The sequence below is a fragment of the Cronobacter sp. HA18006 genome (genome assembly GCF_011605445.1).
GTDB lineage: Bacteria > Pseudomonadota > Gammaproteobacteria > Enterobacterales > Enterobacteriaceae > Cronobacter > Cronobacter sakazakii.
In genome coordinates this window covers 313,508-336,342 of record NZ_JAANQB010000023.1, presented here as the reverse complement: position 1 = coordinate 336,342, position 22,835 = coordinate 313,508, and the positions used below count along the sequence as shown (strand labels likewise).

The 22,835-nt window shown below is 57.9% G+C and carries 21 protein-coding genes; 13 read left to right on the top strand and 8 right to left on the bottom strand.

Annotated features, from left to right (window positions below; genetic code table 11):
• Window positions 1-97: 97 nt before the first annotated feature.
• Window positions 98-1,219: a toxic anion resistance protein gene (locus G9X48_RS17885; protein ID WP_012126414.1), complete on the top strand. Its 1,122-nt coding sequence runs from the start codon at window positions 98-100 to the stop codon at window positions 1,217-1,219.
• A gap of 54 nt (window positions 1,220-1,273) precedes the next feature.
• Window positions 1,274-2,248: a 5-bromo-4-chloroindolyl phosphate hydrolysis family protein gene (locus G9X48_RS17880; protein ID WP_097641849.1), complete on the top strand. Its 975-nt coding sequence runs from the start codon at window positions 1,274-1,276 to the stop codon at window positions 2,246-2,248.
• A 77-nt stretch (window positions 2,249-2,325) separates the two neighbouring features.
• Here the strand turns inward: G9X48_RS17880 and G9X48_RS17875 are convergent, their stop codons facing one another.
• Window positions 2,326-3,816: a nicotinate phosphoribosyltransferase gene (locus G9X48_RS17875; RefSeq protein WP_097641850.1), complete on the bottom strand. Its 1,491-nt coding sequence runs from the start codon at window positions 3,814-3,816 to the stop codon at window positions 2,326-2,328.
• Between the two features lie 11 nt (window positions 3,817-3,827).
• Window positions 3,828-4,685 carry a ribose-phosphate diphosphokinase gene (gene prs / locus G9X48_RS17870; RefSeq protein ID WP_097641851.1) on the bottom strand — a complete coding sequence of 286 codons (858 nt, stop codon included), beginning with the start codon at window positions 4,683-4,685 and terminating at the stop codon, window positions 3,828-3,830.
• A gap of 196 nt (window positions 4,686-4,881) precedes the next feature.
• Here prs and G9X48_RS17865 point away from each other — a divergent pair, with 196 nt between their 5' ends.
• The 4 genes from G9X48_RS17865 to G9X48_RS17850 all read left to right on the top strand — a co-directional run bounded on the left by G9X48_RS17865 (window position 4,882) and on the right by G9X48_RS17850 (window position 7,827).
• Complete coding sequence (locus G9X48_RS17865) at window positions 4,882-5,601, top strand: NUDIX domain-containing protein (RefSeq protein WP_004386600.1); 720 nt, start codon at window positions 4,882-4,884, stop codon at window positions 5,599-5,601.
• A 72-nt stretch (window positions 5,602-5,673) separates the two neighbouring features.
• Entirely contained in the window at window positions 5,674-6,690 is a 1,017-nt protein-coding gene (locus G9X48_RS17860) for a hydrolase (RefSeq protein WP_050488307.1), read from the top strand.
• On the top strand, window positions 6,691-6,909 hold the full coding sequence (locus G9X48_RS17855) for a YheU family protein (RefSeq protein ID WP_004386598.1): 219 nt from the start codon (window positions 6,691-6,693) through the stop codon (window positions 6,907-6,909).
• A gap of 48 nt (window positions 6,910-6,957) precedes the next feature.
• Window positions 6,958-7,827, top strand: coding sequence for a phosphoribulokinase (locus G9X48_RS17850; RefSeq protein WP_004386597.1), 870 nt, complete (start codon window positions 6,958-6,960; stop codon window positions 7,825-7,827).
• Between the two features lie 44 nt (window positions 7,828-7,871).
• Here the strand turns inward: G9X48_RS17850 and G9X48_RS17845 are convergent, their stop codons facing one another.
• Entirely contained in the window at window positions 7,872-8,279 is a 408-nt protein-coding gene (locus tag G9X48_RS17845) for an OsmC family protein (RefSeq protein WP_004386596.1), read from the bottom strand.
• Window positions 8,280-8,589: 310 nt separating this feature from the next.
• Here G9X48_RS17845 and crp point away from each other — a divergent pair, with 310 nt between their 5' ends.
• Together crp and G9X48_RS17835 are read left to right on the top strand one after the other, a co-directional pair.
• A complete protein-coding gene (crp, locus tag G9X48_RS17840) occupies window positions 8,590-9,222 on the top strand; it encodes a cAMP-activated global transcriptional regulator CRP (RefSeq protein WP_000242758.1) in 633 nt (210 codons plus the stop codon).
• A 62-nt stretch (window positions 9,223-9,284) separates the two neighbouring features.
• Window positions 9,285-11,369 (top strand): YccS/YhfK family putative transporter, encoded by a 2,085-nt coding sequence (locus G9X48_RS17835; protein ID WP_015387175.1) that lies wholly within the window; start codon window positions 9,285-9,287, stop codon window positions 11,367-11,369.
• Here G9X48_RS17835 and G9X48_RS17830 read toward each other — a convergent pair whose 3' ends face one another.
• From G9X48_RS17830 to ppiA, 5 genes are all read right to left on the bottom strand, one after another.
• Window positions 11,370-12,590, bottom strand: coding sequence for an aspartate aminotransferase family protein (locus G9X48_RS17830; RefSeq protein ID WP_038878866.1), 1,221 nt, complete (start codon window positions 12,588-12,590; stop codon window positions 11,370-11,372).
• An 86-nt stretch (window positions 12,591-12,676) separates the two neighbouring features.
• On the bottom strand, window positions 12,677-13,240 hold the full coding sequence (locus tag G9X48_RS17825) for an aminodeoxychorismate synthase component II (protein WP_097641852.1): 564 nt from the start codon (window positions 13,238-13,240) through the stop codon (window positions 12,677-12,679).
• A gap of 29 nt (window positions 13,241-13,269) precedes the next feature.
• The gene (locus tag G9X48_RS17820) at window positions 13,270-13,872 is read right to left on the bottom strand and encodes a putative adenosine monophosphate-protein transferase Fic (RefSeq protein WP_032987479.1); all 603 of its coding nucleotides are present in this window, start codon (window positions 13,870-13,872) and stop codon (window positions 13,270-13,272) included.
• On the bottom strand, window positions 13,862-14,032 hold the full coding sequence (locus G9X48_RS17815; protein ID WP_007899722.1) for a YhfG family protein: 171 nt from the start codon (window positions 14,030-14,032) through the stop codon (window positions 13,862-13,864). The genes G9X48_RS17820 and G9X48_RS17815 overlap by 11 nt, the downstream gene beginning before the upstream one ends.
• Window positions 14,033-14,136: 104 nt before the next feature.
• On the bottom strand, window positions 14,137-14,709 hold the full coding sequence (gene ppiA / locus G9X48_RS17810) for a peptidylprolyl isomerase A (protein ID WP_004386589.1): 573 nt from the start codon (window positions 14,707-14,709) through the stop codon (window positions 14,137-14,139).
• A 275-nt stretch (window positions 14,710-14,984) separates the two neighbouring features.
• On the opposite strand from ppiA, the gene tsgA reads away from it, so the two are divergent.
• The 5 genes from tsgA (at window position 14,985) to frlA (ending at window position 22,822) form a co-directional block, all read left to right on the top strand.
• Window positions 14,985-16,172, top strand: a complete 1,188-nt coding sequence (tsgA, locus tag G9X48_RS17805) for an MFS transporter TsgA (protein WP_085045423.1) — start codon at window positions 14,985-14,987, stop codon at window positions 16,170-16,172.
• Window positions 16,173-16,486: 314 nt separating this feature from the next.
• Entirely contained in the window at window positions 16,487-19,033 is a 2,547-nt protein-coding gene (gene nirB, locus G9X48_RS17800; RefSeq protein WP_014727919.1) for a nitrite reductase large subunit NirB, read from the top strand.
• Entirely contained in the window at window positions 19,030-19,356 is a 327-nt protein-coding gene (gene nirD / locus G9X48_RS17795) for a nitrite reductase small subunit NirD (RefSeq protein WP_097641854.1), read from the top strand. Before nirB ends, nirD begins: the two co-directional genes overlap by 4 nt.
• A gap of 467 nt (window positions 19,357-19,823) precedes the next feature.
• Window positions 19,824-21,197, top strand: coding sequence for a siroheme synthase CysG (cysG, locus tag G9X48_RS17790; RefSeq protein WP_014727918.1), 1,374 nt, complete (start codon window positions 19,824-19,826; stop codon window positions 21,195-21,197).
• Between the two features lie 284 nt (window positions 21,198-21,481).
• A complete protein-coding gene (frlA, locus tag G9X48_RS17785; RefSeq protein WP_007775036.1) occupies window positions 21,482-22,822 on the top strand; it encodes a fructoselysine/psicoselysine transporter FrlA in 1,341 nt (446 codons plus the stop codon).
• Window positions 22,823-22,835: the final 13 nt, after the last annotated feature.

Below are 22,835 nucleotides of genomic sequence, written 5' to 3'. Positions count from 1 at the left end.
GATAAAAACTGTCGCTCTGTCTGATGACTCTCCCCTGCCTGCCAGGCGTCGGGGTAATACTGCCGCCGCCGTGGCGACGATAAAAAGGAAACCGTTAATGACAGATACGACCCCGGTCACTGACCTGTCGCCCCTGCCGGCGGCGATGCAAGATATTTTACCTGCAGGGGAAGTATTAACCCCTGAACAACAGCAGGAAGTCGAAAAGCTCGTCAACCAGATAGACATTACCGATCCCGTGATGTCGCTTTCCTGGGGTGCGAAAACCATGGGTGAGATCTCCCGGTTTTCCGATGCCCTGCTTGAACAGGTGCAGGCGAAGGATGCTGGCGTCGTGGGCGAACAGCTGACCGACTTGCTGAGTAAGGTTAAAGAGGTCGATTTAACCGCTTTCAGCGAAAAACCGGGCTTTTTGGCTTCCGTGCCCCTGGTCGGCAAACTCTTTAATCGCCTTGAGCGCACGCTATTAACCTATCAAACGCTGGCCCGTCAGGTGGAAAACATCTCCGGTAAGCTCGAAGACGCGATGGTCGATTTACTGCGTAATATTTCCACGCTCGAGCAGCTTTTTATTCGCAATCGCGACTATTACCAGCAAATCAATCTGCATATTATCGCCGGCAAGCTAAAAATCGCTCAGTTGCAAAACACCGATTTGCCGCTTGCGGAGCAAGGCGCGTCTGGTGATGCACTGCAGATGCAGACCGCGCGCGACCTGGCCGCCAATATTCAACGCTTTGAGCGTCGTCTGCATGATCTGATGCTCTCCCGCACGATTGCCGTCCAGACCGCGCCACAGATTCGCCTGATGCAGAGCAACAGCCAGTCGCTGGCGGAGAAAATCCAGAGCAGCCTGCTTACCACCATCCCGGTGTGGAAAACCCAACTGGTGCTGGCGCTGTCGCTGAATACCCAGCGGCAGGCGACAAAACTGCAGAAAGATGTCGCAGATACCACCAATGACATGCTGCGCCGCAACGCAGAGTTGCTTCAGACCGGCACAATAGAAACGGCTCGCGAAGTGGAACGTTCTGTCGTGGATATCGACACGCTACGCGATGTCCATACTCGCCTGTTAACGACCCTTGAAGAGTCTGTCGCTATCGCCAGCAATGCCCGCGCAAGCCGTCAGAGCGTTGAAAAAGAGCTCTCTGTGATGGAAGACGAACTGCGCACGCGCCTGTCAAATATCGCCAGCAGCACCGCGCATCAGGCATAAATCTTTCCCGCCGGACGCGGATGTCGCCGCGTCCCGTATGTGATGAGAAAAAGCATGGCTACTTTTTTAGACGCGTTTCATAACAAACGCTGGAAGCGTGTCGTTATCCAGCTGTTTATTCTGCTATTTTCTTCAAGCTTCGTGACAACACAGCTGGCGGATGCCGTAGCAAGAACGCATGACACCTCCGATGCCTTCAGGAGCGCGCTTTCTGTTTCGTGCTGGATGGGGTTTATCCTGCTTGCCCGCACGCTGTTTTACGATCGCGTGGCGTTTACCGTCGGTGTGCTTGCGGGGCTTTTCTGGCCGGGGGCGAATGCCGGCTTCGCCTTCTGGGCAGGCAGCGTGGCGCTGGTGACCTATCTCCTGCGCAACCTGAAGCCCTTTCAAAAAGTCTATATCTGGTATCTCGTCCTTGGTGGGATAGCCTGTCAGGCTTACTTCGAGGCTTTTGACACGCAGTCATTATCGCCAGGGTATCTGATTTTCGCCGTCGCCCTTGTCGCCATCGGGATGGGCTGGACGCCGATTTACAATGCCCTTCGCCAGCGCATCGCAGCATTCAAAAATAAACGCTTCGGGAAAACGGCCTCGCCCGTCGTCGGGCAACCTCAGGCAGTGCAGAAGTCGTCTGCCGAGTTCGACCCTCAACGTGAGATCAATTATCTGGTCTCTTTACAAGGACTGGCACCGGAGCTGCAGACGGAAATTGACGGCATCATCAATTACACGCATCTGATCATGCACTGTATTGAAACCGATCCTAAGGATGTGGAGCCGGGAACCAAATTCCTGCAGCGCTATTTGCCTGCGGTAAGAGAGATTACGCTGAAAAGCCATCGTCTTGTGGAGCAGCAAGTGGAGAATAGCGACGCCGCTGAAATTAACGCCCGCAGCGCCGCCATGCTGAAAACACTACATTCCGCCTTCAGCCAGCATCATGCCCGCCTGTTAGAAAACGATAAGACCGAACTCGCCATTGAAATGAGCACGCTCGACAAAATGCTGAAAACCGACGGTTACGTGTAATTTAATGAATGTGCGCCTGCATACACAGGCGCCGTCAGAAGGGATACCACACGGGCGCGAACGCCCGGCAGGCGGAATTAACGCTGCGCCGCCAGGCGCTGGCGCAGGGTTTCCAGATGCTCCACGCCGTGAAGTTTGCCATTCAGGAAACGGGTTTTCAGTTCACCCTGCTGTTCCTGTTCCAGCGTCTGTTCGTCAAACAGCTGATAGTCGCCGTTGTCGTCACGCTCGACGCGCAGCAGCCCGCGCGCTGAGCGTTTCAGTCCGCTGTCGGTTTTCGGCTCTTTGAAAATCATGCGGCCCACGCCGTTCACTTCGCCGTATGTCGCTTTCATCGCAAACCCGAAGGTATCGCGGGTGTTGTACTGATAGGTAAACGAACCGACGCCGAACACCACATTAGAGCTGGCGAAGCCTTTCGCCGCCAGACGGCGCAGGATCTCTTCGGCGCGCTCAAGCGTAATGGAATCGCCGTAAATCAGCCCCACATGCGGGTCGAGCACTTTGAAGCCTTTGTCATTCACGGTGCCGCCGAAAATTTCCCACAGCACTTCTACAGAGCCTTTCTCTTCCGGCGTGCGATCGGCGCGCGTGTCGTCATCGGCACCGGTGCCGCAGAGGATCTCCACCGGGTCGCCGCTGTCCGGGCGGAACACCACGCGACCTTCACGCGCCATAATCTGCGTTTTCAGCTCACGGGTATATTCCGTGATAACGCGCCAGTAATCCCAGGTGTCCGAGACAATCGAGACAAAGCCGTTCGGGTAGAGATCGCAAATCAGGCGGCGGAACGTCTCGATTTCGCTCTCTTTTTCACCCATGCACATCACGCTGTGCTCGGTCGCCGGAATGGACGCGGCAATAAAGCACTCCTGGCCCTGGGTGTAGTAATCGCGGGCGTAGAGCATCGACGGAATATTATCGGTGCCTTTAAAGCTCAGCAGGTGGCCGCAGCCCGCCTGCGCGGTATCCTGAAGGCCGGACATGCCGCGAAACGAGAAATCGTGGCACTGAAAATCGAGGTGGCTTACGTCAGAGCAGGTTTTCTCTGCCCAACGCTCGCAGATAGTCCGGTAGTGATGCGCGATAGTGGCGTTGGTGGAGGATTTCCACAGCTCCGCCGAGAGCACGGTTTCCAGGTAGTTCACCAGCCAGAAGAATTCCGGAAGGGTATTGGTAATGGTCAGCACCGGCACTTTCATCGCCACTTTGCTGCCTTCATCCAGCGCTTTGATATGCAGCGGCAGATAACCGAGCTGATGCAGCGCACGAATGTGGTCCGCGCTGACAGCGCCCTTGCCGATATAGCTGTCCATCACCGCCTGATACTCATCTACCACTTCCGCCTCAGGGCGCGCGAAGAACTGCTCGTTAAACAGATCGACCAGGAACCATTGCAGGAATCCCTGCAGGCCGAAGAACACCAGTTTGCCGTCCGCGACAGGAGAGTGGAAATGGCGGTCGCTGCGCGGCGTAAAGTTGGAATAGACTTTAGTGGTGCCTGCCGGATACTGCTCGCGGTGCGACACTTTGTAGCCATCAATAGCCAGAATCGGATTCATGTTCATCGCCCTTCTCCTTACGCGTTATAAATTGTATTGATATCAATCATTTCTACCCGTTCCTGCGCCAGTTCAGCGGGCGCGAAGGAGGTGGTCGTATACAGCTTATCAATGCCGTTATTCAGCAGGTTTTCGACGCCTTTAGAAAACACGCCGTGGGTGACGTAGAGACTGACGCTGCTTGCCCCGGCGTCACGCAGTACCTGTGCTGAGCCGATAAACGTGCCGCCCGCGTCGCAGAGATCGTCCACAATCAGCACCGCTTTGCCTTTCACGTCGCCGTCCACCAGGCGAAAACCGGTCAGCTCGCCGGTCGCGACGTTGCGATGTTTGGTCAGAATGGCAAATTCATGAACGCCCGCCGCCTGCGCGACGGCATGGATTTTTTTAAGCGCCCCGGCATCGGGTGCCACCAGCATTAACTCGCCAGCCTTCAGGGCGCGCTCCAGCGTCTTGCTTTGTAACAGGCAACGCTCCTGCGGGATAGCCACCAGATTTTCAATCGCGGCAGCGGCGGCTTCGCTGTGCGGGTCAAGTACGATCACTTTATCGAAACCGAGGGTGTTCAGCTGGCGGGCGAAGACTTTCAGCGCGAAGCTGTCACCCGGCTGCATGTGCCTGTCCTGGCGGGCATACGGCAGCCACGGCAGTTCCAGATGGCTGAAGCGCACGTCACAGTGCTGGCGCACCGCGTCGGTAAGCTGCGCCAGCAGCATGAAATCGTCCATCGTTTTCATGGCGGCGGCGCGAATACGCATCAGCGAGGCGACGCGCGGCAGTGCGCCGGTCACTTTCGCCCACACGGCGCCGTCAGGAAAACGCCCGGTCTGTGTTGCAATCTCTTGTCCGTCTACCATCAGTTGCGGCTGCATCATTTTCGCCCCCGGTTAATTAGTTTATGTCCTTGTGACACATTTAATATTGTCCAAGAGACACTAATAAGCAAGCGAAATTTTCGCCGCGCTGGCTAAAAAAAAGCATGTCGCTGAAAATTAAAACATTACAGGTTTGCTTTGTCCCGGCGTTCAGGGCTGTTAAACTTGTCTCTGAGACAATTAAACGGAGCGGCGCATGACCACTGAAGCGGAATATCTGGAAACTTATGACCCTGCGCGGTTCCCTTCCCCGCTGGTGACCGTCGACAGCGTGCTGTTCACCCTGCATGACCAGGCGCTCTGCGTGCTGCTGGTACAGCGCGCCCGTCAGCCGCAGCAGGGCCGCTGGGCGCTGCCCGGCGGGTTTATCGATATGCAGAAAGATGATTCCACCCACGCGACGGCGCTGCGTAAGCTGACCGAAAAAACCGGCGTGCGCCCGTCCTGGCTGGAGCAACTGGAGACGTTTTCCGGCCCGGATCGTGACCCGCGCGGCTGGAGCCTCACCACCGCCTGGTTTGCGCTTATCGCCTGGGTCGACTGTCAGCCGCATATCGCCTCCGTCAGCGATGCGCAGTGGGTGCCGGTGGCGGAGCTTGACGCTATCGAGCTGGCGTTCGATCACCAGACGATTATCGAGGCCGCGCTGCGCCGCCTGCGCCAGAAAACGATGTATTCGCTCCTGCCGGTCTACTGTCTGCCGGAGTGTTTTACGCTGAGCCAGCTTCAGGAGGCGACGGAGATTATTCTCGGCCAGCCCATCCAGCGTAAAAGCCTTATCCGGCGCTTTGAGGCGTCCGGCATGTTTGAAGAGACCGGCGAGAGCGTCGCCACCGGCGCGCGTAAGGCCAGGCTCTGGCGACGCAAGCCGGATGCCGATATTCACCTGTTCTCGCGTAATTTACTGGCCGAGTGATCCGCACCAAAGCATCAACAAAATGAATCACAACCGGTATAGTAATTAGCGAACTAATAAAAGACATCAGCTATGGCCGACATTACTCCCGCAGAACTTCCTGCACTGAACACCGATTCCTCACACTTTCAGCCAATGCCGGGAGTCAGCAATCCACACCTGCAAACCATGCTGCCGCGCGTGCTGCGCCGCCGTTTGCAGTTTGAGCCGCACTGGCAGCGTCTGGATCTGCCGGACGGCGATTTTGTCGACCTGGCGTTTAGCGAAAACCCTGACCAGGCGCGTCATAAACCGCGTCTGGTGGTGTTTCACGGTCTGGAAGGCAGCCTGCACAGCCCTTACGCCCACGGCCTTATCCATGCGGCGAAAGCGCGCGGCTGGCTCGGCGTGGTGATGCACTTTCGCGGCTGTAGCGGCGTGCCAAACAAACTGGGGCGCATCTATCATTCGGGCGAAACCGAAGACGGCACCTTTTTCCTGCGCTGGCTGGATGAGCGCTACGGCACCGTGCCGACGGCAGCGGTGGGCTATTCGCTCGGCGGCAATATGCTCGGCTGCCTGATGGCGGAGATTGACGCCAGCTTCCCGCTGACGGCAGGCGTGATTGTGTCCGCGCCGTTTATGCTCGAACACTGCTGCAACCATATGGAAAAAGGCTTTTCACGCTTTTATCAGTTCTATTTGCTAAACCTGCTGAAAGCCAACGCCACCCGCAAGCTGAAGGCCTGGCCCGGCACGCTGCCGATTGAGCTCGCCCAGCTTAAGCGCCTGCGCCGCATCCGCGATTTCGATGATTTGATTACATCGAAAATTCACGGTTTTAGCGATGCCGTCGATTACTATCGCCAGTGCAGCGCGATGCCGCGTCTCGCCAGCATCACCCGTCCGACGCTGATTATCCACGCCAAAGACGACCCGTTTATGGATCATCACGTGATCCCCGACACCACCACGCTGCCTGCTAATATTGAATATCAACTGACAGAGCATGGCGGTCACGTGGGCTTTGTCGGCGGCACGCTGCGTCAGCCCAAAATGTGGCTGGAACAGCGCATTCCTGACTGGTTAACGTCTTATCTGGACCGATAAATGATCATTCCCTGGCAAGAGATCGCGCCCGACACCCTGGAGCGCCTGATTGAAGCCTTCGTCTTGCGCGAAGGCACCGATTATGGTGAACATGAACGCTCGCTTGAGCAAAAGGTCGCCGACGTGCGGCGTCAGTTGCAAAGTGGCGAAGCCGTTCTGGTGTGGTCTGAGCTGCACGAAACGGTCAATATCATGCCGCGTTCGCAGTTTCGCGGTTAACGTTGCCAGGCGGAGCCTTGCCCCGCCGCTTCAGGGAGTTGTCTCGCTATGTCTGCCAAACATCCGGTTATCGCCGTCACAGGCTCCAGCGGCGCGGGAACCACCACCACCAGCCTCGCGTTTCGTAAAATTTTCGCCCAGCTGAATCTTCGTGCCGCCGAAGTGGAAGGCGACAGCTTTCACCGCTACACGCGCCCGGAAATGGACATGGCTATTCGCAAAGCGCGCGATCTTGGCCGCCATATCAGTTACTTCGGCCCGGAGGCGAACGATTTCGGCCTGCTGGAGCAAACCTTTGTGGAGTACGGGCTGACCGGCAAAGGACAGTCGCGTAAATATCTGCACACCTATGACGAAGCGGTGCCGTGGAACCAGGTGCCCGGCACGTTTACGCCCTGGCAACCGCTGCCGGAGCCGACGGACGTGCTGTTTTACGAAGGGCTGCACGGTGGCGTGGTGACGCCGCAGCATGACGTGGCGAAGCATGTCGATCTGCTGGTGGGCGTGGTGCCTATCGTCAACCTGGAGTGGATACAGAAGCTCATCCGCGATACCAGCGAGCGCGGCCACTCGCGCGAGGCGGTGATGGATTCCGTGGTGCGCTCAATGGAAGACTACATTAACTACATCACGCCGCAGTTCTCACGCACCCACATTAACTTCCAGCGCGTGCCGACGGTGGACACCTCCAATCCGTTCGCCGCGAAAGGCATTCCGTCGCTTGATGAAAGCTTCGTGGTCATTCACTTCCGCAATCTGGATAACATCGATTATCCGTGGCTTTTGGCGATGCTGCAGGGCTCGTTTATCTCACATATCAATACGCTGGTGGTGCCGGGCGGGAAGATGGGGCTCGCGATGGAGCTTATTATGCTGCCGCTGGTGCAGCGGCTGATGGAAGGAAAACAGATAGCGTGACGGCGATGCCCGGTGGCGCTGCGCCTGCCGGGCCGTCCGTCATCTCATGACGCTTCAATCACTTCATACGAATGGGTGATGTTAACCCCTTTGCCGAGCATCAGCGCTACCGAGCAATACTTCTCTGCCGACAGATCCACCGCGCGCGACACTGCCGCGTCTTTCAGGGCTTTGCCCGTCACCACAAAATGCAGATTGATATGCGTAAACAGACGCGGCGCTTCTTCGCGACGCTCTGACGTCAGCTTCACTTCGCAGTCGGTCACGTCGTGACGGCCTTTTTGCAGAATAGAGACAACATCAATCGCGCTGCAGCCGCCCGCGGCCATCAAAACCATTTCCATCGGGCTCGGCGCTTTGTCGCCAGAGTTGCCGTCCATCAGGATCTGATGCCCGGAGGCGGACTCGCCCAGGAAGGTTAATCCTTCCACCCATTTCACTCGTGCATGCATGTTAATCACTCCAGGCTATTCATTTTTCTGACAGATTACGCGCGCGCGACGTCAGAGGCAATGGAAGGGCGACCTGCGTCAAGCTGAAACGAGACAACAGGAGACACCTGAGAAAAGCTATGCTAAAACAGTCTGGATGCAGCGGCGATACATTGATGTTACGCATGTATGCAGAGGAGAAGAGAATTTATCGGCTGCGACGTCCACGGACAGCCAACTTCCCAGGACTCGGGAAGATGATGAATGCAAAGCCAGACAGGGGTTACGCGCCCTGTCTTTGGAGCCAGTTTAAAACAGAGGATAACCGCGCATGGTGCTTGGCAAACCGCAAACAGACCCGACTCTTGAATGGTTCTTGTCACATTGCCACATTCATAAGTATCCATCTAAGAGCACGCTGATTCACCAGGGTGAAAAAGCGGAGACGCTGTATTACATCGTTAAAGGCTCAGTGGCAGTGCTGATCAAAGATGAAGAGGGCAAGGAGATGATCCTCTCGTACCTGAATCAGGGTGACTTCATCGGCGAACTGGGTTTGTTCGAGGAAGGTCAGGAGCGCAGCGCCTGGGTTCGCGCTAAAACTGCCTGTGAAGTGGCTGAAATCTCCTACAAAAAATTCCGTCAGCTGATCCAGGTTAACCCGGATATTCTGATGCGTCTCTCCTCGCAGATGGCTCGCCGCCTGCAAGTTACCTCTGAGAAAGTGGGCAACCTCGCCTTCCTCGACGTGACTGGCCGCATCGCGCAGACCCTGCTGAATCTGGCGAAACAGCCGGACGCGATGACCCATCCGGACGGGATGCAGATCAAAATCACGCGTCAGGAAATCGGCCAGATCGTCGGCTGCTCCCGCGAAACCGTTGGCCGCATTCTGAAAATGCTCGAAGATCAAAACCTGATCTCCGCCCACGGGAAAACCATCGTGGTTTACGGAACCCGCTAAAAAAGCAAAAAACGGCGTGTCGCTTCGGTAACACGCCGTTTTTGTATCTATACTTCTCCCCTATGTGGCGTCGTCTTATCTATCACCCTGAAATTAATTACGCTTTACGGCAAACGCTCATCTTAAGCCTGCCGGTGGCGGTCGGGTTGATGCTGGGCCATCTTCAACAAGGGTTGCTGTTCTCGCTCGTTCCCGCCTGCTGCAACATTGCCGGTCTCGATACCCCGCACAAACGCTTTTTTAAACGCTTGATCATCGGCGCATCGCTGTTTGCGCTGAGCAGTCTGGCGGTGCAGCTGTTGCTGCTGCAGTCTGTGCCGCTGCCGCTCATTCTGCTGATGCTGGCGCTGCTGCTTGGCGTGACGGCGGAGATCAGCCCGCTGCATGCGCGTCTGCTGCCCGCGTCGCTCATCGCGGCCATCTTTACGTTAAGCCTCGCCGGCAATATGCCCATCTGGCAGCCCATGCTGCTCTATGTGCTCGGCACGCTCTGGTATGGCGCGTTTAACGGTTTCTGGTTCTGGCTGTGGCGCGAGCAGCCGCTGCGTGAATCGTTAAGCCTGATTTATAAAAGCCTCGCCGACTACTGCGAAGCCAAATACAGCCTGCTGACGCGCCACACCGAGCCGGAACAGGCGCTGCCGCCGCTGCTGGTGCATCAGCAAAAAGTAGTGGATCAGATAAGCCAGTGCTATCAGCAGTTGCAGATGCTTTCCGCCACTAAGCAGAACGGTTATAAGCGCCTGCTGCGCACGTTTCAGGTGGCGCTGGATCTCCAGGAGCACATCTCGGTGTCGCTGCATCAGCCCGGCGAAGTGCAAAAACTGGTGGAGCGCAGCCACGCCGAAGCGGTGTTGCGCTGGACGGCACAGACTGTCGCCACGCGCCTGCGCACGCTCTCTGACGACATTCTCTACCACCGCTATTCGCACCGCTTCTCAATGGATAAGCAGGTCGAGGCGCTGGCTAAAATCGCCCGCCAGCACCCGGATAACCCGGTTGGCCAGTTCTGCGAATACCATTTCAGCCGCATCGCACGTGTCCTGCGCACCCAGCGCCCGCTCTACGCCCGTGACCTGATGGACAGCGGTAAGCGCCGCCTGCCGCTGCTGCGGGCGCTGAAAAGCTATTTGTCGCTGAAATCCGCCGCGCTGCGCACCGCCGCGCGTCTGGGCGTGATGCTGGCGGCGGCGGGGTTGTTAGGGAGCGCGTTCCAGCTGCCGAAGCCGTACTGGATCCTGATGACGGTGCTGTTCGTCACCCAAAACGGCTATGGCGCGACGCGCGTGCGTATCCTGCACCGGGCGGGCGGCACGCTGGCGGGCCTGATTATCGCGGGCATCACGCTGCACCTGAAAGTGCCGCAGGGCTATACCCTGCTCGGCATGCTGCTGGTGACGTTAATCAGTTATCTGATAATCCGGCGGCACTACGGCTGGGCGATGATTGGCTTTACCGTCACGGCGGTCTATTCGCTGCAAATCCTGACGCTCAACGGCGAGCAGTATATCGTGGCGCGCCTGATAGACACCCTGTCCGGCTGTCTTATCGCGTTCGGCGGCATGGTCTGGCTCTGGCCCCAGTGGCAAAGCGGCCTGCTGCGCCAGAACGCGCATGACGCGCTGGAGGCAGACCAGGAGGCGCTGCGCCTGATCCTGAGCGGCGACCCGCAACCCGGCCCGCTCGCCTGGCAGCGTATGCAGGTCAACCAGGCGCATAACGCGCTCTATAACTCGCTTAATCAGGCCATGCAGGAGCCCGGCTTTAATAGCCGTTATCTGGAAGATATGCGCCTGTGGGTGACACACAGCCAGTTTATTGTCGAGCACATCAACGCGATAACGACGATGGCGCGCGAGCAAACCGCGCTGCCGCCAGAAACCGCAGCGCGCTACTTACAGGCGTGTGAGATTGCGCTACAGCGCTGCCAGCAGCGGCTTGAGCATGACGCGCCGGGCGATACGCAAAACGAGGCGGTACTGGAGGGCGAAGACGTTTTGCCGGAAGGCGCGCCGGGCGTGATGGAACATCACCTGCTGCGCATTCTCGATCACCTGCGCACCATGCATACCATCTCTTCCGTGGCGTGGCGTCAGCGCCCGCATCACGGGATCTGGCTCAGACGACGCCTGAGCCAGTCACCATGATTAGCCGTTGACCACGCGCGCGACGGCGCGCGCAAAGCGGGCCATGCCTTCGTCGATATCCGCGCGCTCCACCAGCAACGACGGCGCAAGACGCAGCACATCCGGCCCGGCGTTCAGCACCATCACCCCTTCCGCCGCCGCGGCGTAGAGGAGATCGCGCGCGCGTCCGTGGAAGGCGGGCGTCAGCTCGGCACCGATCAGCAGGCCCATACCGCGAATATCGCTGAATAAGCCGTACTGCTCGCCAATCTGCGCCAGATGCTGTACGAACTGCTCGCGTTTATGCGCTACACCGCCCAGTACCTCCGGAGTGTTGATGATATCAAACGCTTCGCCCGCCACCGCGCAGGCGAGCGGGTTGCCGCCGTAAGTGGAGCCGTGCGAGCCGACGTGAAACGCCGAGGCGATATCATGAGTGGTGAGCATCGCGCTAACCGGGAAGCCGCCGCCGAGCGCTTTGGCGCTGGTCAGGATGTCCGGCGTCACGCCGTAGTGCATATAAGCAAACAGCTTGCCGCTGCGGCCCATGCCGCACTGCACTTCATCGAACACCAGCAGCGCCTGATGCTTATCACAAAGCTCGCGCAGGCCGCGCAGGAAGGCCGGCGTCGCGGCGGTCACACCGCCCTCGCCCTGCACCGGCTCGACCACGACCGCGCAGGTGTGGTCGTCCATCACCGCTTTGACCGCATCGAGATCGTTAAACGGCACATGAATGATATCAGCCGGTTTCGGGCCGAAACCGTCGGAGTATTTCGCCTGGCCGCCCACGGAGACGGTAAACAGCGAACGTCCGTGAAAGGCGTTATAAAACGCGATGATTTTGGTTTTGTATGGGCTGTGGCGGGTGATGGCGTAGTGGCGGGCGAGCTTGAACGCGGTTTCGTTGGCTTCGGTGCCGGAATTCATAAACACCACGCGCTCGGCGAAGGTGGCGTCCACCAGCTTCTGGCCCAGGCGCAGTGCAGGCTCGTTGGTAAAGACGTTGCTGGTATGCCAGAGCGTTTCGCCCTGCGCTTTCAGCGCCTCTACCAGCCGCGGGTGGCAGTGCCCGAGCGCCGTTACCGCGATACCGCCCGCGAAATCGACATACTCTTTGCCCTGCTGATCCCACACGCGGCTGCCTTTGCCTTTCACCGGGATAAATTCAGCCGGTGCATAAATCGGCAGGATCACGTCATCAAAGGTGGCGCGCGTAATTGCTGTTTTTTCAGTTGCCATTTCATGCCCATCCAGTAAATGTGCCATCGCACATGAAAAGATAAGCACAAAATATGAATAAAAAATCACTAAAAGGCAATAAAAATTCAGCGCGAAAGGAAGTTCGCCAGTAGCTGATGGCCCTGCTCGCTGAGAATGCTTTCCGGGTGGAACTGCACGCCTTCCAGCGCAAGGTGGCGGTGACGAATACCCATGATCTCGCCCGCGTCCGTCCAGGCGGTTATCTCAAACTCCGCAGGCAGCGTGGCGCGGTCGATAATCAGCGAGTGATAGCGGGTCACGGTCAGCGGGTTGTTAAGCCCGGCAAACACGCCGCTGTTGGTGTGCGAAATCACTGAGGTCTTGCCGTGCATAACCTTTTCGGCTCGCACCACGGCCGCACCGAAGGCCTGTCCGATGGCCTGATGCCCGAGGCAAACGCCGAGGATCGGCAGACGACCGGCAAAACGCCGGATCGCCGCCAGTGAAATACCGGCTTCATTCGGCGTACAGGGACCGGGGGAGATCACGAGGCGCGCCGGGGCGAGCGCCTCGATATCGTCGCACGCCAGTTCATCGTTGCGCCTGACCACCACCTCCGCGCCCAGCTCGCTGAAATACTGAAACAGGTTCCAGGTGAAAGAATCGTAGTTGTCGATAAGCAGTAACATGGCGGCTCCGGAAAAAGAACCGCGCCAGTTTACTCGCTTTCCCGCGCTTCGCTCACTACGCTTGCGAAGATTTTCTCAAGCGGTGCCAGATCGCCCATCGCGCCCGCCTGGTTGGCGGCACGCCACGCCTCAACCTCCACGCCGCGCCAGTCGAGGCTGTAGCCCGCATGCAGCGCCAGCTGTTCGAAGAAGATACGCTGGGCGCGGCCCGTACCGATACGGAACGGATGCAGCACGTTGATTTCGCAGTAGTAGTGCGCGAGGCGCGCGACAAACGCCTCCGGCTCCAGACCAATGAGATAGTCCTCATCTTCCAGCGCCTGCATCAGCGCGTTGCCCTCTGTCTCCAGATATTCGAAATGCGCAAAGCGGGTTTCACCCTGATAGATGTCCACTTCACGCAGTTCGCCCGCCCAGTCGTAGATATCCTGGAAAAGCTGGCGGTGAATGGCGCACAGGTGCGGCAGCCCGCGCTGTACCGGGCCGAGTTCCAGCGTCGCCGCGCGCAGCGAGGTCAGTTCACGCTCGGCATGTTGCAGATCCTTCGCGGCATGAATGTTCAGCCGGTTGCGCAGCACATCGCTGCCGGACCAGAAATAAGGGTCGCGCCCGTCGCCGAATTTATCGCTCATAATGCCCCCTTAGCTCGTCAATGCGCGCCAGCGCTTCTTCGCGGGACAAGGTCACCAGAGGCACCTCAATGCCTTCCAGCCGGTTGCTGGCCTGAAAATTGTGATTCTTTTGCGCGTCCCAGAGACGGGACTTTTGTTTGTCGGTGAGTTTCTTTGGCATTTTGCCTCCCTGAGCGTAACCCCGTGTGCCACAAGTATAAGCAGCAACAGGCGGGTTTGCCGGGAGGAGAAGCAACGCGGGCCGCAAAGCCCGCGTGAGGAAGATTACGGCAGGACTTTCGCGGAGAGGATAACGACAGGTTTGGACGGCACATTCTGGTACGGGCCGACGTCGTGGGTCTGGACCTGGGCGATTTTGTCCGCCACATCCATGCCCTTCACGACTTTACCGAAAACGGCGTAGCCGAAGTCGCGCTGGCCGTGGTTCAGAAACGCGTTATCCGCCACGTTGATAAAGAACTGGCTGGTGGCGCTGTCTTTCTCTGCGGTGCGCGCCATCGCGATGGTGCCGCGCGCGTTTGGCAGGCCGTTATCCGCTTCGTTTTTCACCGGCGCGTTGGTCGGCTTCTGCTGCATATCCGCAGTAAAGCCGCCGCCCTGCACCATAAAGCCTGGGATCACGCGATGGAAAATCGTGTTGTTATAAAAACCGCTGTTGACGTAATCAACGAAGTTTTTCACGGTCGCCGGCGCTTTCTGGCTGTTCAGCTCCAGCTCAATATTTCCCGCAGAGGTCGTCAGCAGAACGTGCGGGTCGCCTTTTGCCGCCAGCGCAGCAGGAGACAGGGCAGAGAGAGCAAATACAGCCGCAACAGCCGCCAGAGTGGATTTGAGCATGAAGAATTCCTTACGAAGCAGAAATAAGCGAGTGGGTCGATTCTAAATAGCGATTGCATGACGTGCCAGCGATTTACCTGGATTTACGAACCAGCGCGCAGCGACAAAGCGCTCATCGGATCTGATGCGTGAAATTCTGTGAGCCCCGTCATATAAAGCATGTCGTTTTACACGACATGTGATCAATGAATGTTTTATTGGATCACAATACCACCTAGAATGCCTGGGTTCCCGGCGCCGTCAACGCGCTTTACACTTCTATTCACAGGCCAGTCATGACTAACAGCAATCGTATTAAGCTCACATGGATCAGCTTTTTTTCCTACGCCCTTACTGGCGCGTTGGTAATCGTCACCGGGATGGTGATGGGAAATATCGCAGAATATTTCAAACTGCCCGTATCCAGCATGAGTAACACCTTCACTTTCCTGAACGCCGGGATTTTGATCTCTATCTTTTTAAACGCCTGGCTGATGGAAATCGTGCCGCTTAAAACTCAGCTGCGCTTTGGCTTCGTGTTGATGGTGCTTGCCGTGGTGGCGCTGATGTTCAGCCAGAGCCTGACGCTCTTCTCCGCCGCGATGTTCGTGCTTGGCCTGGTGAGTGGGATCACGATGTCGATCGGGACGTTCCTGATTACCCATATGTATGAAGGCCGTCAGCGCGGCTCGCGCCTGCTGTTTACCGACTCCTTCTTCAGCATGGCCGGGATGATCTTCCCGATGGTCGCCGCCTTCCTGCTGGCGCGCAGCATCGAGTGGTACTGGGTCTACGCCTGCATTGGTCTGGTTTATGTCGCGATTTTCATCCTGACGTTCGGCTGCGATTTCCCGGTGCTCGGCAAACATGCCGTGAAGGAAAACCAGCCGGTCGTGAAAGAGAAATGGGGCGTGGGCGTGCTGTTCCTCTCCATCGCGGCGCTTTGCTACATTCTGGGACAGCTCGGCTTTATCGGCTGGGTGCCGGAATACGCCACCAAAGGCCTCGGCATGAACCTGAACGACGCCGGCACGCTGGTGAGCAACTTCTGGATGTCTTACATGGTCGGCATGTGGGTCTTCAGCTTCGTGCTGCGCTTCTTTGATTTGCAGCGCATTCTGACCGTGCTGGCGGGTCTCGCCACGGTGCTGATGTACTTCTTTATTACCAGCAAGCCGGAACATATGGCGTGGTTCATTCTGGCGCTGGGCTTCTTCTCCAGCGCGATTTACACCACCATCATTACGCTCGGCTCGCAGCAGACCAAAGTCTCCTCGCCGAAACTGGTTAACTTCATCCTGACCTGCGGCACCGTCGGCACCATGCTGACCTTTATCGTGACTGGCCCGATTGTGGCGAATCACGGCCCGCAGGCGGCGCTGTTTACCGCCAACGGCCTTTACGCTGTAGTGTTCGTGATGTGCTTCGCGCTGGGCTTTGTTACCCGCCATCGCCAGCACGCGAAGACAGAAGCGGCGCACTAAGTCTTATCTGTCCCTTCCCTGCCGGGAAGGGACGCTTTTCCTCTTTCGTTTCCCTCACCCTTTGCAGTTTGCCCTCTTCTCCCGCCTCACTTTAACGCCTTCACGCCATCAATACTTCTGGTGAAAATTTGCGCCATTGCGGCACAAAAAACCGACACCTGCAAAACCTCTGTTAATTCCTGCACTTAGGAAATACCACTAAAACCAACAATATAACCATTAAGGGGTATACAAAGATGTAATTGATTTACATCAATAAGCGAGGGTGCTGAATCGTTAAGGTAGGCGGTAATAGAAAAGAAATCGAGGCAAAAATGAGCAAAGTCAGACTCGCTATTATCGGTAACGGCATGGTTGGTCACCGCTTTATCGAAGACCTTCTCGATAAAGCCGAACCAGGCCAGTTCGACATCACCGTCTTCTGTGAGGAGCCGCGCATCGCCTATGACCGCGTGCACCTCTCCTCTTATTTCTCCCATCACACCGCGGAAGAGCTGTCGCTGGTCCGTGAAGGCTACTACGACAAACACGGTGTGAAAGTCCTGGTGGGCGAGCGCGCCATCACCATTAACCGCCAGGAGAAAGTGATCCACTCCAGCGCCGGGCGCACCGTCTTCTACGACAAACTGATCATGGCGACCGGCTCCTACCCGTGGATCCCGCCGATTAAAGGCTCCGACACCCAGGACTGCTTCGTTTACCGCACCATCGAAGATCTGAACGCGATTGAAGCCTGCGCGCGTCGCAGCAAACGCGGCGCGGTGGTTGGCGGCGGTCTGCTCGGTCTGGAAGCCGCGGGCGCGCTGAAAAACCTGGGCGTCGAAACGCACGTGATTGAATTCGCGCCGATGCTGATGGCCGAACAGCTTGACCAGATGGGCGGCGAGCAGCTGCGCCGTAAAATCGAAAGCATGGGCGTGCGAGTTCACACCAGCAAAAACACCCAGGAGATTGTCCAGCAGGGCACTGAAGCGCGTAAAACCATGCGTTTTGCCGACGGCAGCGAGCTGGAAGTGGATTTCATCGTCTTCTCCACCGGTATCCGCCCGCGCGACAAACTGGCGAAACAGTGCGATCTCGACATCGCACCGCGCGGCGGCATTGTGATTAACGACCAGTGCCAGACCTCCGACCCGGATATCTACGCCATTGGCGAATGCGCCAGCTGGAACAGCCGCGTGTATGGCCTCGTCGCACCGGGCTACAAAATGGCGCAGGTGGCGGTTGACCATATTCTCGGCAACGCGGGCAACCAGTTTGAAGGCGCAGATCTCAGCGCCAAGCTGAAACTGCTGGGCGTTGACGTCGGCGGCATCGGCGACGCACATGGCCGCACGCCGAAATCACGCAGCTATGTGTTCCTCGACGAGAGCAAAGAGATCTACAAACGCCTTATCGTCAGTGAAGATAACAAAACGCTGCTCGGCGCGGTGCTGGTGGGCGACACCAGCGACTACGGCAACCTGCTGCAACTGGTGCTGAACGGCATCGAGCTGCCGGAAAACCCGGATTCCCTGATCCTCCCGGCGCACGCCGCCAGCGGTAAGCCGTCTATTGGTGTTGATAAACTGCCGGACAGCGCGCAGATTTGCTCTTGCTTCGACGTGACCAAAGGGGCGCTGATCGCCGCTATCAACAAAGGTTGTCATACCGTCGCGGCGCTGAAAGCCGAAACCAAAGCCGGTACCGGCTGCGGCGGCTGTATCCCGCTGGTGACTCAGGTGCTGAACGCTGAACTGGCGAAACAGGGCATCGAAGTGAACAACAACCTGTGTGAGCACTTCGCGTTCTCCCGCCAGGAGCTGTATCACCTCATTCGCGTCGAAGGCATTAAATCGTTCGAGGAGCTGCTGGCGAAATATGGCAAAGGCTACGGCTGTGAAGTCTGTAAGCCGACCGTCGGCTCGCTGCTGGCGTCCTGCTGGAATGAATACATTCTCAAGCCGCAGCACACGCCGCTTCAGGATACTAACGACAACTTCCTGGCGAATATCCAGAAAGACGGCACCTACTCCGTGATCCCGCGCTCGGCTGGCGGCGAGATCACCCCGGAAGGACTGATGGAAGTGGGCCGTATCGCTCGCGAATTTAACCTCTATACCAAAATCACCGGCTCCCAGCGCATCGGCCTGTTCGGCGCGCAGAAAGACGACCTGCCGGAAATCTGGCGTCAACTGATTGCCGCAGGCTTCGAAACCGGTCACGCCTACGCCAAAGCGCTGCGCATGGCGAAAACCTGCGTCGGCAGCACCTGGTGCCGTTATGGCGTCGGCGATAGCGTGGGCTTCGGCGTTGAGCTGGAAAACCGCTACAAAGGCATCCGCACGCCGCACAAAATGAAATTCGGCGTCTCCGGCTGTACGCGTGAATGCGCCGAGGCGCAGGGCAAAGATGTCGGCATTATCGCTACCGAAAAAGGCTGGAACCTGTATGTCTGCGGTAATGGCGGCATGAAACCGCGTCATGCGGATTTGCTGGCGGCGGATCTCGATAAAGAAACGCTGGTGCGCTATCTCGACCGCTTCATGATGTTCTACATCCGCACCGCAGACAAACTGACCCGTACCGCGCCGTGGCTGGACAATATGGAAGGCGGCATCGACTACCTGAAAAGCGTCATCATTGACGACAAGCTGGGCCTGAACAGCCAGCTCGAAGCCGAAATGACGCGTCTGCGCGAGGCGGTGATTTGCGAGTGGACCGAAACGGTCAACGATCCGCAGGCGCAGGGCCGCTTTAAACATTTCGTGAACAGCGATCGCCGTGACCCTAACGTGCAGGTGGTGCCGGAGCGCCAGCAGCACCGTCCGGCCACGCCGTATGAGCGCATCCCTGTCACCTTCGTGGAGGAAACCGTATGAGTCAGTGGAACACGATTTGTTCGCTCGATGAGATCATTCCGGCGACCGGCGTTTGCGCGCTGGTCGGCGAACACCAGGTGGCGATTTTCCGCCCGCGCGCGAACGACGAGGTATATGCCATCAGCAATATCGACCCGTTCTTTGAGGCCAGCGTGTTGTCACGCGGCATCATCGCCGAACATCAGGGCGAGTTATGGGTGGCAAGCCCGCTGAAAAAGCAGCGCTTCCGCCTGCGCGATGGGCTGTGCATGGAAGACGAAAGCCGCTCTGTGCCGCACTTTGAGTCACGCGTGAAAGACGGTCAGGTACAGGTGAAGGCGTAAATATCCCAGGTGGATACGCGCTGTGTATCCACCTGCGCGATATAAGAGCGTCAGTTCCGTAGGGTGGATAAGCGCAGCGCATCCACCTGCGCCATGTAAGAACGTCAGTTCGTAGGGTGGATACGCGCTGTGTATCCACCAGGGCCATGTAAGAGCCTCAGTTCCGTAGGGTGGATAAGCGCAGCGCATCCACCACGGTGTTTTAAGGAAGTCAGCCAAAAGCGCTACTTATGAAAACGCTACCAGCGTTCACATTCCGGGAGCGTTGGTGGCGTATTGGGCCAGAGGCCCTTCATATTCAGGGGTATCGCGCATAACCTGTTGGGGGTAATCCCCGCGAATACGCCTCCTGACGCCGTGTTCACGGGTTTGGGTTACTGATATGCTCCCTGAAAGCGAAGCGCCCGCAGCCTGTCGCCCACACCGCCCCACAACCCGCTCATTAAGCCCGAGAAGAAGGATACGCCGTGGATCACCTGCCGATATTTTGTCAGTTACGTCATCGCGCCTGCCTGCTGGTCGGCGGCGGCGATGTCGCAGAACGTAAGGCGCGTCTGCTGCTGGAGGCAGGCGCAGCGCTTACGGTCAACGCGCTCGCGTTCGCGCCGCAGTTTGAAGCCTGGGCAAAACAGGGCATGCTGCGCCTGGTGCAGGGCGAATTTAACGCAAGCCTGCTCGACGACTGCTGGCTGGCTATCGCCGCCACGGACGATGATGCGGTAAATAATCAGGTCAGCGAGGCCGCCGAAGCGCGCCGTATCTTCTGCAACGTGGTGGATGCGCCAAAACAGGCGAGCTTCATCATGCCCTCGATTATCGACCGCTCGCCGCTGATGGTGGCCATCTCTTCCGGCGGCACGTCACCCGTGCTTGCACGCCTGTTGCGCGAAAAGCTCGAAGCGCTGCTGCCTCAACACCTCGGTAAAGTCGCGGGATATGCCGGACAGTTGCGCCGCCGCGTGAAGCAAACCTTCGCCTCCATGAGCGAACGCCGCCGCTTCTGGGAGAAGTTTTTCGTTAACGACCGCCTCGCGCAGTCGCTCGCCAATGACGATGAACAGGCCGTCAACCGTATTACCGAAACGCTGCTGAGTGAACCGCTTGACGATCGCGGCGAAGTCGTACTGGTGGGCGCGGGCCCTGGCGATCCGGGCCTGCTGACGCTCAAAGGGCTTCAGCAGATCCAGCAGGCGGATATCGTGGTCTACGACCGTCTGGTCTCCGATGAGATTATGAATCTGGTGCGCCGCGACGCCGATCGCGTGTTCGTGGGCAAACGCGCGGGCTATCACTGCGTGCCGCAGGAGGAGATAAACCAGATCCTGCTGCGCGAAGCCCAGCGCGGCAAACGCGTGGTGCGCCTGAAAGGCGGCGATCCGTTTATCTTCGGGCGCGGCGGCGAAGAGCTGGAAACGCTCTGCGACGCGGGCATTCCTTTCTCCGTGGTACCGGGCATTACCGCGGCGTCGGGCTGTTCAGCCTACGCCGGGCTGCCGCTGACCCACCGCGATTACGCCCAGAGCGTGCGGCTTATCACCGGACATCTGAAAAACGGCGGTGAGTTTGACTGGCATAATCTCGCCGCGGAAAAACAGACGCTGGTGTTCTACATGGGGTTAAACCAGGCCGCCGCCATCCAGGAAAAACTGATTGAACACGGCATGGATCCGCAGATGCCGATAGCGCTGGTGGAAAACGGCACCAGCGTCAAACAGCGCGTGGTGGCCGGTGTGCTGACCGAGCTTGGCGCGCTGGCGCAACGCGTGGAAAGCCCGAGCCTGATTATCGTCGGCCGTGTCGTGGCGCTGCGCGATAAACTCAACTGGTTCTCGTCTAAATAACCCCTCTCAGGCCAGCCCCGCTGGCCTGAAACTTTCTTTCCTTACCTTTCAAAGACATAGCATTAAAATATATTACATATCGCTAACATGCGGTGATTTTGTGATCTGCCTCGTCAACACAATTCATTATGTGTTGTTATATTCGTTATGCGTCATCTCATCATGAAAACAGCCTGACGGCATTCCGCGACCCCATCTGACGGGTCGTGCGGCCTCCTGCTGCCTTCATCCGGGCGACGCGCTCTGAATCCTACAACCCTCTTCAATACTAAAAAGGTAACGATATGGAAGGCCAGGAACTCCAACGCAAGCTCGGCTTCTGGGCCGTGCTGGCCATTTCCGTCGGAACGACCGTCGGTTCCGGTATTTTCGTTTCGGTTGGTGAAGTGGCGAAAGCGGCAGGCACGCCGTGGCTCACGGTGCTCGCGTTTGTCATTGGTGGTTTGATTGTGATCCCGCAGATGTGCGTTTACGCGGAGCTTTCTACCGCTTACCCCGAGAACGGCGCTGATTACGTGTATCTCAAAAACGCCGGCAGCCGCCCGCTGGCGTTCCTCTCCGGCTGGGCCAGCTTCTGGGCCAACGACGCGCCGTCGCTCTCCATCATGGCGCTCGCCATTGTCAGTAACTTCGGGTTTCTGGTGCCGCTCGATCCGCTTACCGGCAAACTCGTCGCAACCGCGCTTATCCTCGCGTTTATGCTGCTGCACCTGCGCTCGGTGGAGGGCGGCGCGACGTTCCAGACGCTGATTACCATCGCCAAAATCATTCCTTTCGCGATTGTCATTGGCATCGGCGTTTTCTGGCTGAAGGGCGATAACTTCACAGCGCCTGCCAGCAGCGCCACCACCAGCGCGGCGGCGGGCATCATGGCGCTGCTGGCGGGGATCTCGGCTACCAGTTGGTCCTACACCGGCATGGCGTCCATCTGCTACATGACCGGCGAAATCAAAAACCCCGGCAAAACCATGCCGCGGGCGTTGATTGGCTCCTGTCTGCTGGTGCTGGTGCTCTACTCGCTGCTGGCGCTGGTTATCTCCGGGCTGATGCCGTTTGACAAGCTCGCTGCCTCTGAAACGCCGATTTCCGACGCGCTGACCTACATTCCGGCGCTCGGCAGCGTGGCGGGCGTGTTTGTCGCCATTACCGCCATGATCGTTATTCTGGGTTCGCTCTCCAGCTGCGTGATGTACCAGCCGCGCCTGGAATACGCGATGGCGAAAGATAACCTGTTCTTCAAATGCTTCGGCCACGTGCACCCGAAATACAACACGCCGGATGTCTCCATCATTTTGCAGTGCGCGCTGGGCATTTTCTTCATCTTCGTGTCAGACCTCACCAGCCTGCTCGGCTATTTCACCCTGGTGATGTGCTTTAAAAACACGCTCACCTTCGGCTCCATCATCTGGTGTCGCAAGCGTGAGGATTACCAACCGCTGTGGCGCACCCCGGCCTTCGGCCTCATGACCTTCGCCGCCATCGCCTCAAGCCTGATTCTGGTCGCCTCCACCTTCGTATGGGCACCGGTTCCCGGCCTTATCTGCGCCCTGATTGTTATCGCCACCGGCCTGCCCGCTTACGCCTTCTGGGAAAAGCGCAACCGCCGTCTGGCTCATGTTTCTTAACCCTGTCTGGAGA